Below are 15,624 nucleotides of genomic sequence, written 5' to 3'. Positions count from 1 at the left end.
GAGGTCGTGGTATGGATGACGGATGGCTGGCCGCTGTATGAATCCCGCCTGAAGGGAAAGCTGCACGTAATCAGCAAGCGTTACACTCAGCGAATTGAGCGGCATAACCTGAATCTGAGACAACATCTGGCAAGGCTGGGACGGAAGTCACTGTCGTTCTCAAAATCGGTGGAGCTGCATGACAAAGTCATCGGGCATTATCTGAACATAAAACACTATCAATAAGTTGGAGTCATTACCGAAAAGATCAACTAAACCATCAAAGAGCATGGGATATATTATCTGATACTTATGAAGATATGAAGAGATTAAATTTAGGTGGGACTGATCAATTTTTCCATTGTATGGCATTTTGTCGAGTGTCTAAATTAAATGACGCTGGTGTTAGCCGATCGGCGAAAGGGCTGGGTTATGAAAAAGAGATTAGAGATTACGGGTTAAATCTGTTCGGTATGTACGGCAGAAAAGTAAAGCTATCCCATTCTGAAATGATTGAAGATAATAAAAAAGACTTGGCTGTAAATGACCATGGGTTGACATGTCCATCAACAACAGATTGCTCAGATAGATGTAGTGATTATATTAATCCAGAGCATAAAAAAACGATAAAGGCTTTACAAGATGCTGGCTATCTCAAGTAATCTATCAAAGATGATAATATTTATTTTTGCTATTATAATCATTGTTGTTTTATGCGTAATTACTTATCTTTATTTATACAAAGATGAATCTCTTGTAAGTAAACATTACATAAACTATATGGCAATACCAGAAAATGATGGAGTTTTTACATGGCTCCCAGATTTTTTTCCGCACGTAGCGGTGGATATATCAATATACACAAATGTAGAAGATGATTATTTTTTTCTTATTTTTCCCTAACAAATGATGATGGGGGTAGGTTTAAGAAAACATTGACAGTGAGGGCCAGGGAACAAGTGGCGAAAATCGTATCAAAGAATGATCCAGATACAAAAAAGTGTGGTGTAAATATGGTAAGATACCAGGGCAAGGGGATGGTGTAAACCTTTTTTTTGTTGGTGAAATTAATGTTACGCATTATTTTATAACAAATATTGGAGCTGGATTGCCTGATGCTTGTGCAGAGTAATTGCTTGAATTAAGAGTCTATCCCATATCGAACTCGTCAACTTCGTAGTGAGGAAAAGTAAAATTCCTGACTGAGAAAAGATATGTCGGCTATTGTGTAAAGCCATATAGCTCAGACGATGAATATCTACTCGTATTCAGTTGTTTATTGAGGGTGAGTTCCGACCCTGAAACAACAAATAAAATGAACAGTCAGAGAGTTTACATAGAATTGCACTGGTCTTTTACGATATCTGACATTGTGTAATACATATTCAGCCATGCATTAATTAAAATGTTACGTGTTTAATGTGAGTCCCTATCTGAAAATAAATAATCCTTCCGGATTAAAATAAATTCTTGCCGGGAAAGAAAGAGGAAATAAACCATTAGCGGAAAACCAGCGGCACGCCAGGGTGACATGCCCCAGTACGGCGGCCCGATAGTCCAGGGTTCAGCGGGGGTACTGATAGTCGCGCCGACTGCATCGAGAACTCCATACAACTTTTTACGGAACGTCACCTGATAAAATTTGTTCAGTATCGTCTTTTGAGATTCTCAAGGTTATGGAGTAACCAGACAGAACGGACACCACTGTCGGAGATAAAAACCCCCTGTTTACGCAGCTCGTTGCTGGCCCGGTGCTGACCATGTGTCGGGAAAGCGACGGCGTAATCAACAACAGCCTGTTCAGTTGCCTCATCGGTACGGTTCTTAAGGTTAGGAGCGCGGCGACTACGATTAATCTGCGCATCCACACCGCCTTCAGCGACCAGTTCGCGGTAACGATAAAACGTATCACGCGAAACGCCCATGATTTTACAGGCTTTTGATACGTTGCTGAGTTCTTCAGCCAGATTGAGCAAACCGGCTTTGTGTTTGATGACGGGATTGGCAGTATGAAGCATGAGAGTTACCTCTTGTTTTGGATAAGGATTCGACACTCATATCAAAACCGGTAACTCTCAACCTTTCAAGGCCATGTGTCAGATCAAGTCGCGACTAATACAAATACGTCCCTCATTACCGCGCCTTAACCCATTCCGCCACTTCCGCCCACTCACCGCGAAAGACAACTTTTTCCGCTTTTTTCTCAAGCTGATAGCGATACATCGGGTCGTAATATTCTTCAAGTAACGGCACCAGCCAGGCCAGATGACCGTCGGTGCTGCCGGTGGTGAGTTGCGTTGTCAGTGCTGCATCCAGCCTTGCAGCCAGTTCGTTATAGCGCTGTAGCCCCAGCCGACGCTTAATCGCCGAAAGTCCGTGATGCAGGTATTCGCAATACTCCTGCCAGCCCTGTTCGTCGCCGTACGCGTGGGTAAAATCATGATGCATACGCAAGAAATACTCTTCGTTCAGGCGCTCAAGACGGATCTCAAACGGATCTTCTACCACCGCAATCGCCGCCTGAGTCATTCGCTCGCGCAGGCATTCCGGCAGGTGATTCGAACCGATCATCCGGCTTTCGTCTTCCAGCACCCACAGGCGCAAATTCTGACGGGCGTCGGTTTTTAGCATTTCGGCAGCCAGCAGGTTTTCAAAACTCGCCTGGCTAAGTTGTGGTTGTAACGTGCGACCAAACGCCGAACCGCGATGACGCGCCAACCCTTCCAGATCAACACCGTTCGGCTGTTGCTGCACTAACAGCGTTTTACCGCTGCCGGTACAACCGCCAATCAGCACTATCGGTTTTTGTGCCAGTTCAATAGTCGCCTGAATCGCGGTCTGGCGCAGTGCCTTATAACCGCCTTCCACCAGCGGATAATCAATCCCCGCTGCATGCAACCAGCTTTGCACAATATGTGAGCGCTGACCGCCACGGGCGCAGCAGAGAATACCTTGCGGATTTTGCAGGCACGCTGCCCGCCAGGCGTCCATGCGCTGCTGACGAATTTCACCCGCCACCAGTTTATGTCCCAGCGCCAGCGCTGCGTCTGAGCCTTGCTGTTTATAGCAGGTGCCAACGGCGGCGCGTTCATCGTTATTCATTAACGGCAGATTGATAGCGGCGGGCATTGCGCCGTGCTCAAACTCGATAGGGGCGCGAACATCAATAATGGGCGTATCAGCAATCAGCAGGGCACGATAGTCCTGTTCCGTGTGTCTCTCTTGCATAGTTAAAAGTGAACCTCAAATCAGCTTGCGCGCTATTTTACGCGCCAACGCGCAAGGAAACTTGATTTTTAACTGCGTGGGTTGCCGAAAATTTCTAAAAATCCGCTGATTTCCGGCCTGCGCTGGGTAAACAAGGTCACAATATCTTCTACCGCTTTGCCGCTGCCAAATTTGCGCCATGCCAGACTCAATGGCGAAGGAGGGCGCATCGTTGGGATTACCCGGCTGACCAGTTGTTGATTATCGATCATTGACTGGCAAAGCGATTTTGGCAAAAAACCAATGCCAACGCCCGCCAGATGGGCGGCGATTTTCGTTTCCATATCGGGAACAATAATCTCTTTTTGCCCTGGCAATCGCCAGGCGACGCGTTTGGTTAAGGTGCGGGCGCTGTCTTCAATATTGACCGCCGGAAAGCGCCGCAACTGCGCTTCTGTTAGCGGCTCTTCAACGTTCGCCAGCGGATGATCCGCCGCCATGACAAAGCGCCATTGCACCGATCCTAAGGGATCAAGACTAAAGGTATTTGCCAGCGCCTCAGTTCCCGTGACGCCGATAGCCAGCGAAAAACCTTCGTACAATAGCGAGTCCCAGACGCCCATATAGATTTGTCGGGAGATGTGAAACTGGGTAAAGGGGTAACGCTCATTCAGCCACGCCAGCAACTGGGCGACGGCCTGGGGGTTGTAGAGCAGGTTGTTGATGACAATATTCACCTGGCGTTCCACGCCATCATTCACCTGTTGCAGCTCGCTTGGCATACTTTCCAGCCAGCTCAGCCAGTCTCTGGCCTGGGAAAGTAGATGCTCGCCAGCCGCTGTCAACGTCACGCTGCGAGTCGTACGGAAAAACAGCGCTACTCCGGTATTCTCTTCCAGAAGTTTAATGCGATAACTGATCGTCGCCGTGGTTTTACATAATCGTTCTGCCGCTTTTGAAAAACTTCCTGTTTCAGCAACCGCAATGAAAGTCCGCAAGGTTTCTGGATCGAACATCTTCAGGTATCCCCTTTTAAATCCGCAAGTTGCGTGATTTTCTTATCCTCTGATTTATCAGTATTTTTACATGATAACCCTGTTCAATTTGTGGACTAAATCTAGTTTTGGAAAAATATTCCAACTTTTGTATTGATGTTGTTCTCTTAAGGTTTTAGATTGCCTGTTATTGAAACCAAGCTGACCGGTCGGCGGTGGTTGAACGGAATTATGTTACAAGGACAAAAAGATGAAACTTCAGGTATTACCGTTAAGTCAGGAAGCCTTTAGTGCTTATGGCGACGTAATCGAAACGCAGCAACGGGATTTTTTCCATATTAACAATGGCCTGGTGGAGCGTTACCACGATTTGGCGCTGGTTGAGATTCTTGAGCAAGACCGTACGCTTATCAGCATTAACCGCGCGCAACCGGCGAATCTGCCGCTGACCATTCACGAACTCGAACGTCATCCGCTGGGTACTCAGGCCTTTATCCCGATGAAAGGTGAGGTGTTTGTGGTGGTCGTGGCGTTAGGTGACGACAAACCAGACCTGTCAACGCTGCGGGCGTTTATCACCAACGGCGAACAGGGAGTGAATTACCATCGTAACGTCTGGCATCACCCACTTTTCGCCTGGCAGCGCGTCACCGATTTTCTGACCATCGATCGCGGCGGCAGTGACAACTGTGATGTTGAAAGTATTCCTGAACAGGAACTCTGTTTTGCGTGACGCCTGCAACCGACTTGCATAAGATAAACTAATTGTTCATTGTTTATGCTCACTTGTAGGTCGGAGTTAACGTAGGTATGACGGAAGTTAGACGGCGCGGCAGGCCAGGACAGGCGGAGCCTGTGGCACAGAAGGGCGCACAGGCGTTAGAGCGGGGAATTGCGATTCTGCAATATTTGGAAAAAAGTGGGGGAAGTTCGTCGGTTAGCGATATTTCTCTCAATCTGGATTTGCCGCTCTCCACGACCTTTCGCTTGCTGAAGGTTTTACAGGCAGCGGATTTTGTCTATCAGGACAGTCAATTAGGCTGGTGGCATATAGGATTAGGTGTCTTTAACGTCGGTGCGGCGTACATCCATAACCGCGATGTCCTCTCCGTCGCCGGGCCGTTTATGCGCCGCCTGATGTTACTTTCCGGCGAAACGGTCAATGTCGCGATCCGTAACGGCAATGAAGCGGTATTAATTGGTCAGTTAGAGTGTAAATCGATGGTCAGGATGTGTGCGCCACTGGGCAGTCGTCTGCCACTGCATGCTTCCGGTGCGGGCAAAGCGCTGCTTTATCCGCTGGCGGAAGAGGAGTTGATGAGCATCATTCTGCAAACCGGTTTGCAGCAGTTTACGCCAACTACGCTTGTGGATATGCCCACCTTGCTGAAGGACCTGGAACAAGCGCGTGAACTGGGCTATACCGTAGATAAAGAAGAGCATGTTGTAGGTCTGAATTGCATAGCTTCAGCAATTTACGATGATGTCGGTAGTGTTGTTGCCGCTATCTCCATCTCCGGGCCTTCATCAAGACTGACAGAAGATCGTTTTGTCAGTCAGGGTGAGCTGGTCAGAGACACCGCCCGCGATATCAGCACGGCGTTGGGACTAAAAGCACATCCATAATGTCTGTCGCATCCCGCTCTGCGGAGCGGGTTTTTTTGACAAAATTTGAAAGTTGGAAAAATTTTCCAATAAATAGAGGTAGGAATAAAATGGCAAAAATGAGAGCCGTTGACGCGGCAATGTATGTGCTGGAGAAAGAAGGTATCACTACCGCCTTCGGTGTTCCGGGAGCTGCAATCAATCCGTTCTACTCAGCGATGCGTAAGCACGGCGGTATTCGTCACATTCTGGCGCGTCATGTGGAAGGTGCTTCGCACATGGCGGAAGGTTATACCCGCGCAACGGCAGGGAATATCGGCGTATGTCTGGGGACTTCCGGTCCTGCGGGCACGGACATGATCACCGCGCTCTATTCCGCTTCTGCTGATTCCATTCCTATTCTGTGCATTACCGGCCAGGCACCGCGCGCCCGTCTGCATAAAGAAGATTTTCAGGCCGTAGATATTGAAGCAATTGCTAAACCGGTCAGCAAAATGGCGGTTACAGTTCGTGAAGCGGCGCTGGTGCCTCGCGTGCTGCAACAGGCATTTCACCTGATGCGTTCTGGTCGTCCGGGTCCGGTACTGGTGGATTTACCGTTCGACGTTCAGGTTGCGGAAATCGAGTTTGATCCTGACATGTACGAACCGCTGCCGGTCTACAAACCTGCTGCCAGCCGTATGCAGATCGAAAAAGCTGTAGAAATGTTAATCCAGGCCGAACGTCCGGTGATTGTTGCCGGGGGCGGGGTAATTAATGCTGACGCAGCTGCACTGTTACAACAGTTTGCTGAACTGACCAGCGTTCCGGTGATCCCAACGCTAATGGGCTGGGGCTGTATCCCGGACGATCATGAACTGATGGCCGGGATGGTGGGTCTGCAAACCGCGCATCGTTACGGTAACGCAACGCTGCTGGCGTCTGACATGGTGTTTGGTATCGGTAACCGTTTTGCTAACCGTCATACCGGCTCGGTAGAGAAATACACCGAAGGGCGCAAAATCGTTCATATTGATATTGAGCCGACGCAAATTGGTCGCGTGCTGTGTCCGGATCTCGGTATTGTCTCTGATGCTAAAGCGGCGCTGACACTGCTGGTTGAAGTGGCGCAGGAGATGCAAAAAGCGGGTCGTCTGCCGTGTCGTAAAGAATGGGGCGCCGACTGCCAGCAGCGTAAACGCACTTTGCTGCGCAAAACCCACTTCGACAACGTGCCGGTGAAACCGCAGCGCGTGTATGAAGAGATGAACAAAGCCTTTGGTCGCGATGTTTGTTATGTCACCACCATTGGTCTGTCACAAATCGCTGCGGCACAAATGCTGCATGTCTTTAAAGACCGCCACTGGATCAACTGTGGTCAGGCTGGTCCGTTAGGCTGGACGATTCCGGCTGCGCTAGGGGTTTGTGCCGCTGATCCGAAACGCAATGTGGTGGCGATTTCTGGCGACTTTGACTTCCAGTTCCTGATTGAAGAGTTAGCTGTTGGCGCGCAGTTCAACATTCCGTACATCCATGTGCTGGTCAACAACGCTTATCTGGGGCTGATTCGTCAGTCACAACGCGCTTTTGACATGGACTACTGCGTGCAACTCGCTTTCGAGAATATCAACTCCAGTGAAGTGAATGGCTACGGTGTTGACCACGTAAAAGTAGCGGAAGGTTTAGGTTGTAAAGCTATTCGGGTCTTCAAACCGGAAGATATTGCGCCAGCCTTTGAACAGGCGAAAGCCTTAATGGCGCAATATCGGGTACCGGTAGTCGTGGAAGTTATTCTCGAGCGTGTGACCAATATTTCGATGGGCAGCGAACTGGATAACGTCATGGAATTTGAAGATATCGCCGATAACGCAGCGGACGCACCGACTGAAACCTGCTTCATGCACTATGAATAAGGGAGATAAATAATGTTACGTTTCTCTGCTAATTTATCGATGTTATTTGGAGAATATGATTTTCTCGCCCGTTTTGAGAAAGCTGCGCAGTGTGGTTTTCGCGGCGTTGAATTTATGTTTCCTTATGACTACGACATTGAAGAATTAAAACATGTGCTGGCGAGTAATAAACTCGAACATACGCTGCACAATTTACCGGCGGGTGACTGGGCGGCGGGGGAGCGCGGTATTGCCTGTATTCCTGGCCGTGAAGAAGAGTTTCGGGATGGCGTAGCAGCAGCGATTCGTTATGCCCGTGCGCTGGGTAATAAAAAAATTAACTGTCTGGTCGGTAAAACGCCGGCTGGTTTCAGCAGTGAACAGATTCACGCAACGCTTGTAGAAAACCTGCGTTATGCCGCGAATATGCTGATGAAAGAAGATATTTTATTACTGATTGAACCTATTAACCATTTTGATATTCCTGGTTTCCATCTCACCGGAACTCGGCAGGCGCTGAAATTGATTGATGATGTTGGTTGCTGCAATTTGAAAATTCAGTATGACATTTATCATATGCAGCGGATGGAAGGTGAATTAACCAACACCATGACTCAGTGGGCTGATAAAATTGGTCACCTGCAAATTGCCGATAATCCGCATCGCGGCGAACCGGGAACCGGAGAAATTAATTATGATTATCTCTTTAAGGTAATCGAAAATTCTGACTACAACGGTTGGGTTGGGTGTGAATATAAACCCCAAACCACCACGGAAGCCGGTTTACGCTGGATGGATCCGTACCGTTAAAACGTAACGCTATTCAGACAATGCTTTTTTAGGCCGCTAAGTTGGCAGGGGATCGTGTTGTCTGAATTCAGGAAAAGCGAAATTTAAAAGAGGTTAATTATGAAACTGGGATTTATTGGCTTAGGCATTATGGGTACACCGATGGCCATTAATCTGGCGCGTGCCGGTCATCAATTACATGTCACGACCATTGGACCGGTTGCTGATGAATTACTGTCACTGGGTGCCGTCAGTGTTGAAACTGCTCGCCAGGTAACGGAAGCATCGGACATCATTTTTATTATGGTGCCGGACACACCTCAGGTTGAAGAAGTTCTGTTCGGTGAAAATGGTTGTACCAAAGCCTCGCTGAAGGGCAAAACCATTGTTGATATGAGCTCCATTTCCCCGATTGAAACTAAGCGTTTCGCTCGTCAGGTGAATGAACTGGGCGGCGATTATCTCGATGCGCCAGTCTCCGGCGGTGAAATCGGTGCGCGTGAAGGGACGTTGTCGATTATGGTTGGCGGTGATGAAGCGGTATTTGAACGTGTTAAACCGCTGTTTGAACTGCTCGGTAAAAATATCACCCTCGTGGGCGGTAACGGCGATGGTCAAACCTGCAAAGTGGCAAATCAGATTATCGTGGCGCTCAATATTGAAGCGGTTTCTGAAGCCCTGCTATTTGCTTCAAAAGCCGGTGCGGACCCGGTACGTGTGCGCCAGGCGCTGATGGGCGGCTTTGCTTCCTCACGTATTCTGGAAGTTCATGGCGAGCGTATGATTAAACGCACCTTTAATCCGGGCTTCAAAATCGCTCTGCACCAGAAAGATCTCAACCTGGCACTGCAAAGTGCGAAAGCACTTGCGCTGAACCTGCCAAACACTGCGACCTGCCAGGAGTTATTTAATACCTGTGCGGCAAACGGTGGCAGCCAGTTGGATCACTCTGCGTTAGTGCAGGCGCTGGAATTAATGGCTAACCATAAACTGGCCTGATACCCGCAATAAAAATGGCCGATATCAGAAAATGAATCGGCCAGCAATATTAAAAAAGAAAGCAGCCAAAGATGTTGCTTCAGTATTAAAAATAATATTTTTATTTTATTTGTTCCTCATAGCTAGATTAAAACAACGTTATTCGATACGTGAAATTAAGAGGGATTTATGGAACATCAGAGAAAACTATTCCAGCAACGCGGCTATAGCGAAGATCTATTGCCGAAAACGCAAAGCCAGCGGACCTGGAAAACATTTAACTATTTTACCTTATGGATGGGTTCGGTTCATAACGTTCCCAATTATGTGATGGTCGGCGGCTTTTTTATTCTCGGCTTGTCTACCTTTAGTATTATGCTGGCAATTATCCTCAGCGCCTTTTTCATTGCCGCGGTAATGGTATTAAACGGTGCTGCGGGCAGTAAATACGGTGTGCCTTTTGCCATGATCCTGCGTGCTTCTTACGGTGTACGTGGTGCACTGTTTCCCGGATTATTAAGGGGCGGAATTGCCGCCATCATGTGGTTTGGTTTGCAATGTTACGCGGGGTCACTGGCCTGCTTGATTCTGATTGGCAAAATCTGGCCGGGATTTTTAACTCTCGGTGGTGATTTCACTCTGTTAGGCCTTTCTCTACCGGGCTTAATTACTTTCTTAATCTTCTGGCTGGTCAACGTTGGTATAGGTTTTGGCGGTGGCAAAGTTTTAAATAAATTCACTGCCATTCTTAACCCGTGCATCTATATCGTTTTCGGCGGTATGGCGATTTGGGCGATTTCACTGGTCGGGATCGGTCCAATCTTTGACTACATTCCGAGCGGTATTCAGAAAGCAGAAAACGGTGGCTTCCTGTTCCTGGTGGTGATTAACGCGGTAGTTGCGGTCTGGGCGGCACCGGCGGTGAGCGCATCCGACTTTACGCAAAACGCCCACTCGTTTCGTGAGCAGGCGCTGGGGCAAACGCTGGGTTTAGTTGTGGCCTATATTCTGTTTGCGGTCGCCGGGGTATGTATTATTGCCGGAGCCAGTATTCACTACGGCGCTGATACCTGGAACGTGCTGGATATTGTTCAGCGTTGGGACAGCCTGTTCGCCTCGTTCTTTGCGGTACTGGTTATTCTGATGACAACTATCTCCACTAACGCGACCGGTAATATTATTCCAGCCGGTTATCAGATTGCCGCCATTGCACCGACAAAACTGACCTATAAAAACGGCGTACTGATTGCCAGTATTATCAGCTTGCTGATCTGCCCGTGGAAATTAATGGAAAATCAGGACAGCATTTATCTTTTCCTCGATATTATCGGCGGAATGCTTGGTCCGGTAATTGGTGTCATGATGGCGCATTATTTTGTGGTGATGCGCGGACAAATTAATCTTGATGAACTGTATACCGCACCTGGCGATTATAAATATTACGATAACGGTTTTAACCTCACTGCGTTTTCAGTAACTCTGGTGGCCGTTATTTTATCTCTTGGCGGTAAGTTTATTCACTTTATGGAACCGTTATCGCGTGTTTCATGGTTTGTCGGCGTCATCGTCGCCTTTGCGGCCTACGCCTTATTAAAGAAACGTACAACAGCAGAAAAAACAGGAGAGCAAAAAACCATAGGTTAATTAATCCCGATATTGAACATTGAGTTAAAAACCAATCTGTATTTTACAAGGAGTTTGTTATGTCTTTTGATTTAATCATTAAAAACGGCACCGTTATTTTAGAAAACGAAGCTCGCGTTGTAGATATCGCCGTTAAAGGCGGAAAAATTGCTGCTATCGGTCAGGATCTGGGCGATGCAAAAGAAGTTATGGATGCGTCTGGTCTGGTGGTTTCGCCGGGCATGGTTGATGCGCACACCCATATTTCTGAACCGGGTCGTAGCCACTGGGAAGGTTATGAAACCGGTACTCGCGCAGCGGCAAAAGGTGGTATCACCACCATGATCGAAATGCCGCTCAACCAGCTGCCTGCAACGGTTGACCGCGCTTCAATTGAACTGAAGTTCGATGCCGCTAAAGGCAAGCTGACTATTGATGCGGCACAACTCGGTGGCCTGGTGTCTTACAACATCGACCGTCTGCATGAGCTGGATGAAGTGGGCGTTGTCGGCTTCAAATGCTTCGTTGCGACCTGTGGCGATCGCGGTATCGACAACGACTTCCGTGATGTAAACGACTGGCAGTTCTTCAAAGGTGCGCAGAAGCTGGGCGAACTGGGTCAGCCGGTGCTGGTGCACTGCGAAAACGCGCTGATTTGTGACGAACTGGGCGAAGAAGCGAAGCGTGAAGGTCGCGTAACCGCTCATGACTATGTGGCTTCGCGTCCGGTATTTACCGAAGTGGAAGCAATTCGCCGCGTACTGTATCTGGCGAAAGTTGCTGGTTGCCGTCTGCACGTTTGCCACGTCAGCAGCCCGGAAGGTGTTGAGGAAGTGACTCGTGCACGTCAGGAAGGTCAGGACGTTACTTGTGAATCCTGCCCGCATTACTTTGTACTGGATACCGATCAGTTCGAAGAAATCGGTACTCTGGCGAAGTGTTCACCGCCGATCCGCGATCTGGAAAACCAGAAAGGCATGTGGGAAAAACTGTTTAACGGTGAAATCGACTGCCTGGTTTCCGACCACTCTCCATGCCCGCCGGAAATGAAAGCCGGTAACATCATGAAAGCATGGGGCGGTATCGCCGGTCTGCAAAGCTGCATGGACGTGATGTTCGATGAAGCGGTACAGAAACGCGGTATGTCTCTGCCAATGTTCGGCAAATTAATGGCGACTAACGCAGCAGATATTTTCGGTCTGCAGCAAAAAGGCCGTATCGCCCCAGGAAAAGATGCCGACTTCGTCTTCATTCAGCCGAATAGCAGCTATGTTCTTACCAATGACGATCTGGAATATCGCCACAAAGTCAGCCCGTATGTTGGCCGTACCATTGGCGCGCGTATCACGAAAACCATCTTACGTGGTGATGTGATTTACGACATTGAACAGGGCTTCCCTGTTGCGCCGAAAGGTCAATTTATCCTTAAACATCAGCAGTAATCTGGCCCCTGCAATGCCCGTCCTTGCGGCGGGCATTCTCCGGTTAAGGTGTGTTTATGTTCAATTTTGCAGTCAGCCGCGAAAGCCTGTTATCAGGATTTCAGTGGTTTTTCTTTATTTTTTGCAACACGGTTGTGGTTCCTCCTACGCTACTTTCTGCTTTTCAGTTGCCGCAAAGTAGCCTGCTTACGCTCACGCAATATGCTTTTCTTGCTACCGCACTGGCCTGCTTCGCTCAGGCGTTTTGCGGTCATCGTCGCGCTATTATGGAAGGGCCAGGTGGCCTGTGGTGGGGAACCATCCTTACTATCACCCTTGGTGAAGCATCGCGCGGGACACCGATCAACGATATCGCCACCAGCCTGGCAGTGGGGATTGCACTCTCCGGCGTGCTGACGATGTTGATTGGTTTTAGCGGATTAGGCCATCGCCTGGCACGGTTATTTACGCCGTCGGTGATGGTCTTGTTTATGTTGATGCTGGGCGCGCAGCTGACCACTATCTTTTTCAAAGGTATGCTCGGGTTGCCGTTTGGCATAGCCGACCCGAATTTTAAAATTCAGTTACCGCCGTTCGCGCTCTCGGTGGCGGTGATGTGCCTGGTACTGGCGATGATTATCTTCCTGCCGCAACGTTTTGCCCGTTATGGCCTGCTGGTCGGCACCATAACCGGCTGGTTGTTGTGGTACTTTTGCTTTCCTTCTTCGCACTCGCTCTCCGGTGAGTTGCACTGGCAGTGGTTCCCGCTCGGCAGTGGCGGTGCTTTGTCGCCGGGAATTATTCTGACGGCGGTGATTACAGGTCTGGTAAATATCAGCAATACCTACGGTGCGATTCGGGGCACGGATGTTTTTTATCCGCAGCAGGGCGCAGGGAATACGCGTTATCGTCGTAGCTTTGTGGCGACCGGATTTATGACGCTGATAACCGTACCGCTGGCGGTAATTCCATTTTCACCGTTTGTTTCATCCATTGGTTTATTAACCCAGACTGGCGATTACACGCGGCGTTCGTTTATTTATGGCAGCGTTATTTGCCTGCTGGTGGCGCTGGTTCCTGCACTCACGCGACTGTTTTGCAGTATCCCTTTACCCGTGAGTAGTGCGGTCATGCTGGTTTCTTATCTGCCTTTACTCTTTTCCGCGCTGGTGTTTAGCCAGCAAATAACGTTTACCGCTCGCAATATTTATCGACTCGCATTGCCGTTATTTGTCGGCATATTTTTAATGGCATTACCGCCTGTGTATCTGCAAGACCTTCCATTAACGCTTCGTCCTCTGCTCAGTAACGGCTTATTGGTCGGGATTTTACTGGCTGTTCTTATGGATAACCTTATTCCGTGGGAACGCATCGAATAATTTGTTGAAAAAGGATTGATAATGAAGATTGTCATTGCGCCAGACTCTTTTAAAGAGAGCTTAAGTGCAGAAAAATGTTGTCAGGCAATTAAAGCCGGGTTTTCGACCCTCTTTCCCGATGCGAACTATATCTGTTTGCCGATAGCGGATGGCGGCGAAGGGACGGTGGATGCGATGGTCGCCGCGACGGGCGGCAACATCGTGACGCTTGAAGTCTGCGGGCCGATGGGCGAAAAAGTGAATGCTTTTTATGGCCTTACCGGCGACGGGAAAACGGCGGTGATTGAGATGGCGGCAGCAAGTGGCCTGATGCTGGTCGCGCCTGAAAAGCGTAATCCGTTGCTGGCCTCCAGTTTTGGTACGGGGGAGTTAATTCGTCATGCGCTGGATAACGACATTCGCCATATTATTCTCGGCATTGGCGGCAGTGCGACGGTCGACGGCGGTATGGGCATGGCGCAGGCGCTCGGTGTGCGTTTCCTTGATGCCGACGGTCAGGCGCTGGCGGCAAACGGTGGTAATTTAGCGCGCGTGGCAAGCATTGAGATGGATGAATGCGATCCGCGTCTGGCGAATTGCCATATTGAAGTAGCATGTGACGTTGATAACCCGCTGGTAGGGGCACGCGGCGCGGCGGCGGTGTTTGGCCCGCAAAAAGGGGCAACGCCGGAGATGGTCGAAGAACTTGAACAGGGGCTGCAAAATTACGCCCGTGTTTTACAACAGCAAACTGAAATTAATGTCTGCCAGATGGCGGGCGGCGGCGCTGCGGGCGGTATGGGTATTGCGGCGGCGGTATTTCTCAATGCGGATATTAAACCGGGCATTGAAATTGTGTTGAATGCGGTCAATCTTGCGCAGGCAGTGCAGGGCGCAGCACTGGTGATTACCGGGGAAGGGCGCATCGACTCGCAAACGGCAGGCGGTAAAGCGCCGCTGGGTGTGGCGTCGGTGGCGAAGCAGTTTAATGTACCGGTGATTGGGATTGCTGGCGTATTGGGTGATGGCGTGGAAGTGGTGCACCAGTACGGCATTGACGCGGTATTCAGCATTTTGCCTCGTCTGGCACCTTTAGCCGAAGTGCTCGCCAGCGGTGAAACCAATCTCTTCAACAGCGCGCGAAATATTGCCTGCGCCATTAAAATAGGTCAGGGAATTAAAAACTAACCCTTACCTTTAAAGCGGATGCGATTTATATCGCATAAGAGTGCAGTACTCATGCCGGATGCGGCATGAGTACCATATCCTTCCTGAAAATCGCGCAAATTCTATATATTGCAGAGATCATGTAGGCCTGATAAGCGAAGCGCATCAGGCAATGTTACAAAAAAAGCCACGGTATAAACCGTGGCAAAATCCAACATAGCTAAAAATAATCAGGCGAGTGGTATGACTTAAATCTCTACGTCGCGGTTACAATCTTTCGAGTAAATATAGCTGAACGCTTCACCACGCCCTACACCATAACCAGCCTGTAAAGAATAAGCGCCCATAAAGATGTAATCGCCTTTTTTCACCGGGATCCAGTTATTGTCGAGGTTATAAACCCCCTGACCGGAAAGAATATAGGCACCGTGTTCCTGAACGTGTGTTTCGATATAACCGTGGCTGGCACCTGGTGCAAAAGAGAGGATATGCATGTTCATATCAAAACCTAAGGAAGGTGCGAATAAGTCCGAGATGTGAGATCATCGTGTTGTAACCTGAACCCAGAATGAGTAACCGGATGAGCCAGCAACTGACTTTTGCCGACAGTGAGTTTTCCAGTAAACGCCGC

The 15,624-nt window shown here is 49.0% G+C and carries 13 protein-coding genes and 4 pseudogenes; 13 read left to right on the top strand and 4 right to left on the bottom strand.

What is annotated here, in order from left to right:
- The 4 genes and pseudogenes from K0778_RS22830 to K0778_RS28660 all read left to right on the top strand — a co-directional run.
- Positions 1-225 (top strand): IS1 family transposase (locus K0778_RS22830; protein ID WP_024169623.1); only part of this gene is annotated, 225 nt, incomplete at its 5' end.
- 14 nt (positions 226-239) lie between these two features.
- Positions 240-641, top strand: a pseudogene (locus tag K0778_RS22825) (RHS repeat-associated core domain-containing protein); the annotation flags it as partial.
- Positions 622-882: a hypothetical protein gene (locus K0778_RS22820; RefSeq protein ID WP_001320180.1), complete on the top strand. Its 261-nt coding sequence runs from the start codon at positions 622-624 to the stop codon at positions 880-882. The pseudogene K0778_RS22825 and the gene K0778_RS22820, both read left to right, overlap by 20 nt.
- A gap of 595 nt (positions 883-1,477) precedes the next feature.
- Positions 1,478-1,573, top strand: a pseudogene (locus K0778_RS28660) (hypothetical protein); the annotation flags it as partial.
- Between the two features lie 58 nt (positions 1,574-1,631).
- On the opposite strand, the pseudogene K0778_RS22815 reads toward K0778_RS28660, so the two are convergent.
- The 3 genes and pseudogenes from K0778_RS22815 to allS form a co-directional block, all read right to left on the bottom strand.
- Positions 1,632-1,997 (bottom strand): annotated as a pseudogene (locus tag K0778_RS22815) (helix-turn-helix domain-containing protein); the annotation flags it as partial.
- A 115-nt stretch (positions 1,998-2,112) separates the two neighbouring features.
- Positions 2,113-3,207, bottom strand: a complete 1,095-nt coding sequence (mnmH, locus tag K0778_RS22810; protein WP_001157938.1) for a tRNA 2-selenouridine(34) synthase MnmH — start codon at positions 3,205-3,207, stop codon at positions 2,113-2,115.
- Between the two features lie 68 nt (positions 3,208-3,275).
- Positions 3,276-4,202 carry an HTH-type transcriptional activator AllS gene (allS, locus tag K0778_RS22805; RefSeq protein WP_000460145.1) on the bottom strand — a complete coding sequence of 309 codons (927 nt, stop codon included), beginning with the start codon at positions 4,200-4,202 and terminating at the stop codon, positions 3,276-3,278.
- Positions 4,203-4,431: 229 nt separating this feature from the next.
- On the opposite strand from allS, the gene allA reads away from it, so the two are divergent.
- From allA to glxK, 9 genes are all read left to right on the top strand, one after another.
- A complete protein-coding gene (allA, locus tag K0778_RS22800) occupies positions 4,432-4,914 on the top strand; it encodes an ureidoglycolate lyase (RefSeq protein ID WP_000776388.1) in 483 nt (160 codons plus the stop codon).
- Positions 4,915-4,991: 77 nt separating this feature from the next.
- Positions 4,992-5,807, top strand: coding sequence for an HTH-type transcriptional repressor AllR (gene allR, locus K0778_RS22795; protein ID WP_000141275.1), 816 nt, complete (start codon positions 4,992-4,994; stop codon positions 5,805-5,807).
- 89 nt (positions 5,808-5,896) lie between these two features.
- Positions 5,897-7,678: a glyoxylate carboligase gene (gcl, locus tag K0778_RS22790; protein ID WP_001477593.1), complete on the top strand. Its 1,782-nt coding sequence runs from the start codon at positions 5,897-5,899 to the stop codon at positions 7,676-7,678.
- A 12-nt stretch (positions 7,679-7,690) separates the two neighbouring features.
- Entirely contained in the window at positions 7,691-8,467 is a 777-nt protein-coding gene (hyi, locus tag K0778_RS22785; RefSeq protein WP_000943544.1) for a hydroxypyruvate isomerase, read from the top strand.
- 99 nt (positions 8,468-8,566) lie between these two features.
- Entirely contained in the window at positions 8,567-9,445 is an 879-nt protein-coding gene (glxR, locus tag K0778_RS22780) for a 2-hydroxy-3-oxopropionate reductase (RefSeq protein WP_000765839.1), read from the top strand.
- 168 nt (positions 9,446-9,613) lie between these two features.
- Positions 9,614-11,068, top strand: coding sequence for a putative allantoin permease (locus K0778_RS22775; RefSeq protein WP_000401100.1), 1,455 nt, complete (start codon positions 9,614-9,616; stop codon positions 11,066-11,068).
- A gap of 59 nt (positions 11,069-11,127) precedes the next feature.
- Complete coding sequence (gene allB / locus K0778_RS22770; protein ID WP_000006900.1) at positions 11,128-12,489, top strand: allantoinase AllB; 1,362 nt, start codon at positions 11,128-11,130, stop codon at positions 12,487-12,489.
- Between the two features lie 56 nt (positions 12,490-12,545).
- Positions 12,546-13,847 (top strand): uracil/xanthine transporter, encoded by a 1,302-nt coding sequence (locus tag K0778_RS22765; protein ID WP_001302767.1) that lies wholly within the window; start codon positions 12,546-12,548, stop codon positions 13,845-13,847.
- A 21-nt stretch (positions 13,848-13,868) separates the two neighbouring features.
- Complete coding sequence (glxK, locus tag K0778_RS22760) at positions 13,869-15,014, top strand: glycerate 3-kinase (RefSeq protein WP_001333621.1); 1,146 nt, start codon at positions 13,869-13,871, stop codon at positions 15,012-15,014.
- A gap of 227 nt (positions 15,015-15,241) precedes the next feature.
- Here the strand turns inward: glxK and K0778_RS22755 are convergent.
- A pseudogene (locus K0778_RS22755) lies at positions 15,242-15,508 on the bottom strand (cupin domain-containing protein); the annotation flags it as partial.
- Positions 15,509-15,624: the final 116 nt, after the last annotated feature.

The organism is Escherichia sp. XD33 (assembly GCF_019375075.1).
Lineage (GTDB): Bacteria > Pseudomonadota > Gammaproteobacteria > Enterobacterales > Enterobacteriaceae > Enterobacter > Enterobacter flexneri_A.
This window is presented reverse-complemented; position numbering and strand designations above follow the sequence as displayed.

Excerpts from the sequence above, each read along its gene's own strand:
- mnmH (WP_001157938.1), bottom strand. The coding sequence starts at position 3,207 with ATGCAAGAGAGACACACGGAACAGGACTATCGTGCCCTGCTGATTGCT.
- allA (WP_000776388.1), top strand. The coding sequence starts at position 4,432 with ATGAAACTTCAGGTATTACCGTTAAGTCAGGAAGCCTTTAGTGCTTAT.
- gcl (WP_001477593.1), top strand. The coding sequence starts at position 5,897 with ATGGCAAAAATGAGAGCCGTTGACGCGGCAATGTATGTGCTGGAGAAA.
- hyi (WP_000943544.1), top strand. The coding sequence starts at position 7,691 with ATGTTACGTTTCTCTGCTAATTTATCGATGTTATTTGGAGAATATGAT.
- allS (WP_000460145.1), bottom strand. The coding sequence starts at position 4,202 with ATGTTCGATCCAGAAACCTTGCGGACTTTCATTGCGGTTGCTGAAACA.
- K0778_RS22775 (WP_000401100.1), top strand. The coding sequence starts at position 9,614 with ATGGAACATCAGAGAAAACTATTCCAGCAACGCGGCTATAGCGAAGAT.
- glxR (WP_000765839.1), top strand. The coding sequence starts at position 8,567 with ATGAAACTGGGATTTATTGGCTTAGGCATTATGGGTACACCGATGGCC.
- K0778_RS22820 (WP_001320180.1), top strand. The coding sequence starts at position 622 with ATGCTGGCTATCTCAAGTAATCTATCAAAGATGATAATATTTATTTTT.
- glxK (WP_001333621.1), top strand. The coding sequence starts at position 13,869 with ATGAAGATTGTCATTGCGCCAGACTCTTTTAAAGAGAGCTTAAGTGCA.
- allB (WP_000006900.1), top strand. The coding sequence starts at position 11,128 with ATGTCTTTTGATTTAATCATTAAAAACGGCACCGTTATTTTAGAAAAC.
- allR (WP_000141275.1), top strand. The coding sequence starts at position 4,992 with ATGACGGAAGTTAGACGGCGCGGCAGGCCAGGACAGGCGGAGCCTGTG.
- K0778_RS22765 (WP_001302767.1), top strand. The coding sequence starts at position 12,546 with ATGTTCAATTTTGCAGTCAGCCGCGAAAGCCTGTTATCAGGATTTCAG.